General features: G+C 74.6%; 9 protein-coding genes. 6 read left to right on the top strand and 3 right to left on the bottom strand.

Annotated features, from left to right (window positions below; translation table 11 throughout):
- A partial coding sequence (locus C1I97_RS26090) for an acyl-CoA dehydrogenase family protein (RefSeq protein WP_111005612.1) occupies window positions 1–1,614 on the bottom strand: 1,614 nt, incomplete at its 3' end.
- Window positions 1,615–1,775: 161 nt separating this feature from the next.
- On the opposite strand from C1I97_RS26090, the gene C1I97_RS26095 reads away from it, so the two are divergent.
- Window positions 1,776–3,074, top strand: a complete 1,299-nt coding sequence (locus tag C1I97_RS26095; protein ID WP_258382736.1) for a YihY/virulence factor BrkB family protein — start codon at window positions 1,776–1,778, stop codon at window positions 3,072–3,074.
- 54 nt (window positions 3,075–3,128) lie between these two features.
- On the opposite strand, the gene C1I97_RS26100 is transcribed toward C1I97_RS26095, so the two are convergent.
- Entirely contained in the window at window positions 3,129–4,121 is a 993-nt protein-coding gene (locus C1I97_RS26100) for a LysR substrate-binding domain-containing protein (protein ID WP_441349152.1), read from the bottom strand.
- A gap of 209 nt (window positions 4,122–4,330) precedes the next feature.
- Here C1I97_RS26100 and C1I97_RS26105 point away from each other — a divergent pair, with 209 nt between their 5' ends.
- Both C1I97_RS26105 and C1I97_RS26110 read left to right on the top strand, forming a co-directional pair.
- Window positions 4,331–5,365, top strand: coding sequence for a YeiH family protein (locus C1I97_RS26105; protein ID WP_258382738.1), 1,035 nt, complete (start codon window positions 4,331–4,333; stop codon window positions 5,363–5,365).
- 27 nt (window positions 5,366–5,392) lie between these two features.
- A complete protein-coding gene (locus tag C1I97_RS26110; protein ID WP_258382739.1) occupies window positions 5,393–6,124 on the top strand; it encodes a helix-turn-helix transcriptional regulator in 732 nt (243 codons plus the stop codon).
- Here the strand turns inward: C1I97_RS26110 and C1I97_RS26115 are convergent.
- Window positions 6,107–6,508: a VOC family protein gene (locus C1I97_RS26115; protein ID WP_111005617.1), complete on the bottom strand. Its 402-nt coding sequence runs from the start codon at window positions 6,506–6,508 to the stop codon at window positions 6,107–6,109. The two genes, C1I97_RS26110 and C1I97_RS26115, sit on opposite strands and share 18 nt — an antisense overlap.
- A 99-nt stretch (window positions 6,509–6,607) precedes the next feature.
- Here C1I97_RS26115 and C1I97_RS26120 point away from each other — a divergent pair, with 99 nt between their 5' ends.
- The 3 genes from C1I97_RS26120 to C1I97_RS42760 form a co-directional block, all read left to right on the top strand.
- Window positions 6,608–7,261: a ThuA domain-containing protein gene (locus C1I97_RS26120; RefSeq protein ID WP_111005614.1), complete on the top strand. Its 654-nt coding sequence runs from the start codon at window positions 6,608–6,610 to the stop codon at window positions 7,259–7,261.
- Between the two features lie 84 nt (window positions 7,262–7,345).
- On the top strand, window positions 7,346–7,561 hold the full coding sequence (locus C1I97_RS26125) for a PLDc N-terminal domain-containing protein (protein WP_111005615.1): 216 nt from the start codon (window positions 7,346–7,348) through the stop codon (window positions 7,559–7,561).
- A gap of 153 nt (window positions 7,562–7,714) precedes the next feature.
- On the top strand, window positions 7,715–7,823 hold a 109-nt coding region (locus C1I97_RS42760; RefSeq protein WP_146608294.1), incomplete at its 3' end, for a carboxylesterase family protein.

Raw genomic sequence — 7,823 nt, forward strand, 5'->3', positions numbered from 1 at the left:
CTCCACCACCGCCGCCAGGTCCAGCGTGTGCGGCAGCGTGCCGAAGGCCGCACCCCACTCGCCGCCCAGCCGCGAGGCGCAGAACGCGTCCGCGACCTCCGGCGGCGCGTACCGCACCAGCAGCGCCCCCTGGAGCACCAGCACCAGCCGCTCGGCAAGCCGCCGGGCCCGGGCCTCCACGCCCTCCAGGTCGGCCAGTTCGGTCAGCAGGCTCCTGATCGCCGCGTCCAGCCGGTGGTCGGCGCCGCGCGCCTGCCCCACCTCCCGCAGATACGCGTCGAACGCCCCCGGCTCCCGCCGCAGCGCGCGCAGCACGTCCAGCGCCTGTACGTTCCCGGCGCCCTCCCAGATGGAGTTGAGCGGGGACTCGCGCACCAGGCGGGGCATCCCGGACTCCTCCACGTACCCGTTGCCGCCCAGGCACTCGGCGGCCTCCACCGCGACCGGCGCGCACCGCTTGGTCACCCAGTACTTGGCGGCCGGCACCGCCAGACGCAGGAAGGCCCGCTCCTGCTCGCCGCCGTCGTCACAGGCGGCCGCGAGCCGCAGCCCGAGGGCCGTCGCCGCCTCCGACTCCAGCGCGAGGTCGGCCAGCACGTTGCGCATCAGCGGCTTGTCGATCAGCAGCCCGCCGAAGGCCGAACGGTGCGCGCAGTGGTGCACCGCCTGCGCCACCGCCTGCCGCATCAGCCCCGCCGAGCCGAGCACGCAGTCCAGCCGGGTCGCCGCCACCATCCCGATGATGGTGGGCACCCCGCGCCCCTCCTCGCCGACCCGGCGCGCCCAGGTCCCGTCGAACTCCACCTCGGCGGAGGCGTTCGACCGGTTGCCCAGCTTGTCCTTCAGCCGCTGGATCAGGAACACGTTCCGGCTGCCGTCCGGCAGCACGCGCGGCACCAGGAAGCAGGTGAGCCCTCCCGGGGCCCGCGCCAGCACCAGGAACCCGTCCGACATCGGCGCCGAGCAGAACCACTTGTGCCCGGTCAGCTCGTAGGCGCCGTCCTCGGCGAGCGGCCGCGCCGAGGTGGTGTTCGCCCGTACGTCGCTGCCGCCCTGCTTCTCGGTCATGCCCATTCCGCACAGCGCCCCGGCCTTCAGAGGGGCGGGCCGCAGCTCGCGTTCGTAGATCACGGACGTCAGCCGCGGCTCCCACTCGGCCGCCAGGTCCGGGTCGGCGCGCAGCGCGGGCACGGCCGCGTGGGTCATCGACAGCGGGCAGCCGGTGCCGGCCTCGGCCTGCGTCCACACGAGGAACCCGGCCGCCCGCCGCACGTGCCCGGCCGGACGGTTCCAGGCCGCGGTCAGCCCGGCCGAGACGCCCTTGCCGAGCAGCCGGTGCCAGGCCGGGTGGAACTCGACCTCGTCCACGCGGTGGCCGTAGCGGTCGTGCGTGCGCAGCCGCGGCGGGTTGTCATCGGCCTGCGCCGCCCACTCCTGCACCTGGGCCGAGCCGGCGGACCGCCCGAGCGCCGACAGCTCCCCGCGCACCTCCTCGAGCAGACCGGCCTCGACGTGCCGCTCGACCGCCTCGGCCAGGACACGGTCGGCGGCGAAGACGTCGTAGCCGACCAGCGGGGGCGCCTGGTTGGTCACGGTGTGGGTACGGGCTGCCATGGCACGCAACCTACCTCGCGGTACGCCGCCGGTCACCGCACGGCCGTATCGGACACGGCCGTATCGGACACGGCCGAACCGGACACGACCGACCGTGTCCTGCCTGGTGACCGCCCCCGGCGGGGGAGTGGGGCGGGCCCCGGCGGAGATACCTTTGGGTCGTGCAGTCAGCCAGTGAATCCCCCGACAGGCCGTCCGGCCGCCTCCACCGGGCGCGAGTCATCTACCGGAACGTGTCCAAACGCAGGACCGCCTGGCTGCTGCTGAAGGACACCGTCAACTCGTGCATGGAGTACCGGATCCTGGGACTCGCGGCCGAGGCGGCGTTCTTCTCCCTGCTGTCCGTGCCGCCGCTGCTGCTCAGCCTGATCGGACTGCTCGGCTACGTCGACGCCTGGACCGGCGCCGACACCATCGCCAGCGTGCAGCGCAACATCCTCGACGCCTCCCGCACGGTCCTGTCCGACCAGGGCGTGCGGGACATCGCGCAGCCGATCCTGCGGGACGTGACCAAGGGCGGCAGACCCGACGTGATCTCCATCGGGTTCGTGATCGCCCTGTGGTCGGGCTCGCGCGCGGTGAACGTCTTCATCGACACCATCACCGTGATGTACGGCCTCGACGGCGTGCGCGGCATCGTCAAGACCCGGCTGCTGGCCTTCGGGCTGTTCATCGTGGCCCTGCTGATCGGCTCGGTCGCGCTGCCGCTGATGGTGGCCGGACCGGACGCGGTGGTACGGGTCGTGCCGGGGTCGACGACCCTTGTCCAGGTCCTGTACTGGCCCGTCGTCATCGTGCTGTCCGTCGTCTTCCTGACCACGCTGTACCACGTGTCCGTGCCGGTGCGCTCCCCGTGGATCGAGGACGTGCCCGGCGCCCTGGTCGCCCTGGCCATGTGGGTGGTGTGCAGCTTCCTGCTGCGCATCTACCTCACCAGCACCGTCGAGGGCCCGACCATCTACGGCTCCCTGGCCGCGCCGGTCGCCGTGCTGCTGTGGATCGGTGTGTCCGCGTTCGCCGTGCTCGTCGGGGCCGCGGTCAACGCCGCCATCGACCATGTCTGGCCGACCGCCGCCACGGCCGCGGCGCGCGAGGCCAACGAGCGGGTGCGCGAGGCCCAGATCGCCGAGTACGTCGCCCGCGCCGCCGCGGTCCGCGAGAGCGACCCCGACGACCCCGACGACCCGGACGACCCCGGCATGCCCTCGGAGTTCCCCGAGCGCTGGTCGCGCTTCCTGCCCCCGGAGGACGTGACCGCACGGCTGCGGTCCCAGGCGAGGAGTACCCAGCAGGCCAACGACGCCCAGAGCTCCCCGAAGAACACCCAGGGCTCCCCGAAGAACACCCAGGGCTCCCCGAAGAACACCCAGGGCTCCCCGAAGAACACCCAGAGCTCCCCGAAGAACACCCAGAGCTCCCCGAAGAACGGGGAGAACGGCTCCGCACCGCCCGCGGAGTAGCCCGCCGGGCAGCGGCACCGCGCCACCCGGGCTGTACGCCCCCCGGGCCGGCTCCTACTGCCGTGGTGCCCGCCCGTCGGTCGCCGCCCCGCGGGCCACCGCCACCAGCTCCGCCGCCGGGCCCACCAGGCGCCGCCCGGGCGGCCAGACCGCACGCAGCTCGCGCGTGAGGTCGACCCCCGCGACGTCGACGGCGACCAGCCGGCCCTCGGCGATGTCCCCGCGGACGGCCAGCTCGCTCAGGACGGACGGACCGGTGCCGGCGATCACCGCGCCGCGCACGGCGGCCGTCGAGCCCAGCTCCACCAGAGGCCGGGCACGGTCGCAGCCGGCCAGGTGCAGGGCACGGTCCAGGGTCTGCCGGGTGCCGGAACCGCTCTCGCGCAGCACCAGCGGCGCACGGGACAGCTCCCGCGCGGACAACGGCTCGCGCAGGCGCGCCCACAGGTGACCGGGGTCGACCACGACGACGAGCCGGTCCTCGGCCACCTGCCGCGTCGACATCACGCGCGTCAGCTGCGGTCCCTCGATGAACCCGACGTCGGCCTCTCCCGACTCGACCAGCTCGGGCACCTGCTCGCTGTTGGTCACCTGCAGCCCGATGTACAGCTCGGGCCGGCGGCCCCGCAGCTCGCTGATCCAGACCGGCAGCAGGTACTCCGCGATGGTCAGGCTCGCCGCGACGCGCAGCTCCGCCTCCCGCCGGGCGCGCAGCTTCTCGGCCCCGGCGAGCAGCTCGTCCAGCTCGTCCAGGACCCGCCGGGCGTGGCCCGCGACGGCCTGCCCGGCGAGCGTGAGCCGGGAGCCACGGCGGGTGCGGTCGACGAGCACCAGCCCCAGCCCGCGCTCCAGCGTGGACAGCCGGCGGCTGGCGGACGGCTGCGAGATCCGCAGCCGCTCGGCGGCCCGGCCCAGGCTCCCCAGGTCGGCGACGAGGACCAGGAGCCGCAGCGACTCCAGGTCGGGGGTGCGGAGCGGAAGAGCGGCGGTTCGGGGCGGCAAGGGCGCGGGTCGTTCTGTCACAGCCGAAGCGTATGAGGAGCTCATAGCGTTCCGCTATGAGCTCCTGCTCGATCAAGGGCTACAACGGCCGGGCGCCGGCGCCCAGAGTGGGGATCATGAACGACGCACGCTCCAGCCAAGCCCGCCTGGCCGAACCCGCACACCCAGCCGACCCCGCAGGCGCCGTGCCCTCTGCCGGGCCCGTGCCCTCTGCCGGTCCCGCGCGTCCCGCCGGTAAGGGCCGTCTCCCCGGCATGGACCGCCTCCCCGGCCTGGCCCTCGCCGTCGGCGTCGCCGTCGTCGCCACCGCGCTGGGCCGGCTGGCCCCGCTGGTCGGCGGACCGGTGACCGGGATCGTGCTCGGGGTGCTGGTGGCGGTCGTCGTACGGCCCGGGGCGCGGTTGCGGCCGGGGATCGCGTTCGCCGGACGCGGGGTGCTCCAGGCCGCGGTGGTCGTCCTGGGTGCCCAGCTGTCCCTGGGCCAGGTGCTGCGGGTCGGCGTCGGCTCGCTGCCGGTGATGATCGTCACCCTCGTCGTCTGCCTGGCCGCCGCGTACTGGATCGGACGCCGCCTGGGCATCGTCGGTGACCTGCGCACCCTGATCGGCGTCGGCACCGGCATATGCGGCGCCTCGGCGATCGCGGCGGTCACGCCGGTCATCGGCGCCGCGGAGGCCGAGGTGGCGTACGCGGTCTCCACGATCTTCGTCTTCAACATCGCCGCGGTCCTGACCTTCCCGGCCATCGGACACCTGCTGGACATGAGCCAGCACTCCTTCGGCCTCTTCGCGGGCACCGCCGTCAACGACATGTCGTCGGTCGTCGCCGCCGCCACCACCTACGGCGGCGCGGCGGCGGACCAGGCGGTCGTGGTCAAGCTGGCCCGCACCCTGCTGATCATCCCCATCTGCCTGGGCCTCGCCGCCCTCGTCCGCCGCCGCGCGCGGACGGCGGGCGGCACGGCCGGCACCCCCGGCACGGCCGGCACCCCCGGCACGGCCGGCACCCCCGGCCCGGTACGCGTCGGCCGGCTGATCCCCTGGTTCCTCGTCGGCTTCCTCGTCCTGGCCGCGGCCAACACCGCCGGTCTCGTCCCGTCCGCCGCGCACGGCCCGCTCAGCACGCTCGCCGTGTTCCTGATCACCGTCGCCCTGTCCGCGATCGGCCTGTCCACCGAACCCGCCCGGCTGCGCCGCACCGGCCCCGCACCGCTGATCCTCGGCGGCTGCCTGTGGCTGGTGGTGACCGCCACCAGCCTGGCCGCCCAGTTCCTGACCGGGCACCTGTGACGACAGGGACGGCATAGCCTTGCCCCCGTGGCTGTCGAGACGACCGTGCGCACGTCCGGGTACGGGGAACGCCCCGCCCGGCTCCCCGGCGCGGTGGTGTGGACGAAGGCCCCGGCCCCGGCGGAGTCCGGGGCCGGGGCCGTCCGGTCCGTGCTGCCCGACGGGTGCATGGACCTGCTGTGGAGCGAGGGGCGGCTGCTGGTCGCCGGGCCCGACACACGGGCGTACGACCCCGCAGGGCCGTCCGCGTACTGGGCCGGCCTGCGGTTCTTCCCCGGCACGGCGCCCACCTACCTGGGCGTGCCCGCCCACGAGCTGCGCGACCGCCGCGTCGAGCTGGCCGAGCTGTGGCCCGCCGCGCCGGTCCGGCGGCTGCGCGCACGGCTGGACGCGGCGCGGGACCCGGCCGCCGTACTCGAGGAGGCGGCCCTGGAGCGGGCGGCCGTGACCGGCCCGCCCGACCCGCTGCTGCGGCACCTCGTCGCGGCCCTGGACGCGGGCCGCCCGGTGAGCGCCACCGCCGACGAACTCGGCCTCGGCGCCCGCCGGCTGCACCGCCGCTCGCTGGCCGCCTTCGGCTACGGCCCCAAGACGCTGGCCCGTGTGCTGCGCCTGCAGCGGGCGCTCGCGCTGGCCCGGACGGGGGTGCCGTTCGCCGAGACCGCGGCCCGCGCGGGCTTCGCCGACCAGGCGCATCTGTCCCGCGACGTGCGGGAGTTGACCGGGATGCCGCTGAGCGGCCTACTCGCCCCCGGGTAGCGGCGCGAACAGGTCGACGCCGTTGCCGTCCGGGTCGTGCACGACCGCGTACCGCTGACCCCAGAAGGCGTCCCACGGCTTGAGCTCCCCGTGGTACCCGGCGCCGACCAGGTCCTCGTACACGGCGTCCACCTCGGCGGGCGCCTCGCAGCGGAAGGCGAGCGAGATCCGGCCGCCCCCGGCCGGTGGCCGCCAGGCGGGGTGGAAGGAGCGGATGGTCTCCTCGGTGTCCAGGGCGAGGGTCGGCCCGCCGGGCAGTTCGGCCTCGACGTGCGGCTGCTCCTCGGCCCCCTCGGGGAAGGCGAGGCCGAGCCGGCGGTAGAAGGCGAGCGACGCGGCCAGGTCGGAGACGACCAGACCGATCACGGCGAATCGTGGAGTCATGCGGTCACGGTAGGCCCGGCCGCGACGGCCGGTCTTGAAGGAATCGGACACGCACCCGAAGGCATCCCGCGCGCAGCCGGCCGCGTAGGGTCGTGCGCCATGGCCCGCCGACTCCTCGTCCACACCCGCACCACCGCCTACCGCCACGACTCCATCCCGGACGCCGTCGCCGTCCTGCGCGCCTTCGACGGCTTCGAGGTCGAGCACACCGAGGACCCCGCGACCCTCGAACGGTCCCTGGCGCCGTACGCCGCCGTCGTCTTCCTCTCCACCAGCGGCGAGGTGCTGACCCCGACAGGTCGGGTGCGGCTCGCGGAGCACGTCGAGCGGGGCGGCGGGTTCGTCGGTGTGCACGCGGCGGCCTGCACCGAGTACGACTGGCCGTACTACGGCGAACTCCTCGGCGCCCGCTTCGCCCGGCACCCCGAGTACCAGCCCGGCCGGGTCCTGGTCGAGGACCACGACCATCCGGCCACCCGGCACCTGCCCGCCGCATGGGCCTTCACCGACGAGTGGTACGACTTCCGCACCAACCCGCGCGGCACGGTACGGGTCCTCGCCCGCGCCGACGAGTCGTCGTACAGCGGCGGCGGCATGGGCGCCGACCACCCCCTGGTGTGGTGCCGCGAACAGGGCCGGGGCCGGGTGTTCTACACCGCCCTCGGCCACGCCTCCGAGGCGTACGCGGACCCGGACTTCCTCGCCCATCTGCGCGGCGGGATCGACTGGGCGGCGGGGCCCGCCGGGCGGTGACGGGCGCTTCCGGGCGAGCTCCTGCCGGGCCGGGCCCTGGTATCCCGGTATCTACGAGAGGGCCACGCGGCGGTACAGTGCCCCATGCTGGCTGACCCCTTCTCCTCGACGCCGCCCACGGCCTGGGTCGCGCTCGTGCCGCTGGTGGCGATCATCCCTGCCGTCTGGTGCATGTTCGACATCTCACGGCACCCCGACACCCGGCGGTTCCCGCCGCAGGCGTGGCTGGCCATCTGCGCCTTCGGGAACGTGTTCGGACTGATCGCCTACCTCAGGTTCGGCCGGAGCGAGAACCGGTAGCCGTCCGTCCCGCCGTACCCGTCCCGCGTCCGAACAGCGGTGTCCGCGGGCCGTGCCCCGGAATACCGGGAGACGATGGAGCGCTCCGGTATTACCGGATGACGGGATGACCGGTTGACCGGACGGCGAACGCGGCGAAGGGCTGGTGGGCGCATGACGGCAGACCAGACGGCCCCCGTGGTCACGACCCCCTACGGGGCGGTGCGCGGCAGACACGAGCACGGGGTGGCCGTGTTCCGCGGCGTCCCGTACGCCGCACCCC

The sequence above is a fragment of the Streptomyces sp. NTH33 genome (genome assembly GCF_003236365.1).
Taxonomy (GTDB): Bacteria; Actinomycetota; Actinomycetes; order Streptomycetales; family Streptomycetaceae; genus Streptomyces.

Coding starts and splice junctions, on each gene's coding strand:
- C1I97_RS26105 (WP_258382738.1), top strand. CDS start 4,331: ATGGACCGCCTCCCCGGCCTGGCCCTCGCCGTCGGCGTCGCCGTCGTC.
- C1I97_RS26120 (WP_111005614.1), top strand. CDS start 6,608: ATGGCCCGCCGACTCCTCGTCCACACCCGCACCACCGCCTACCGCCAC.
- C1I97_RS26100 (WP_441349152.1), bottom strand. CDS start 4,121: ATGAGCTCCTCATACGCTTCGGCTGTGACAGAACGACCCGCGCCCTTG.
- C1I97_RS26125 (WP_111005615.1), top strand. CDS start 7,346: ATGCTGGCTGACCCCTTCTCCTCGACGCCGCCCACGGCCTGGGTCGCG.
- C1I97_RS26115 (WP_111005617.1), bottom strand. CDS start 6,508: ATGACTCCACGATTCGCCGTGATCGGTCTGGTCGTCTCCGACCTGGCC.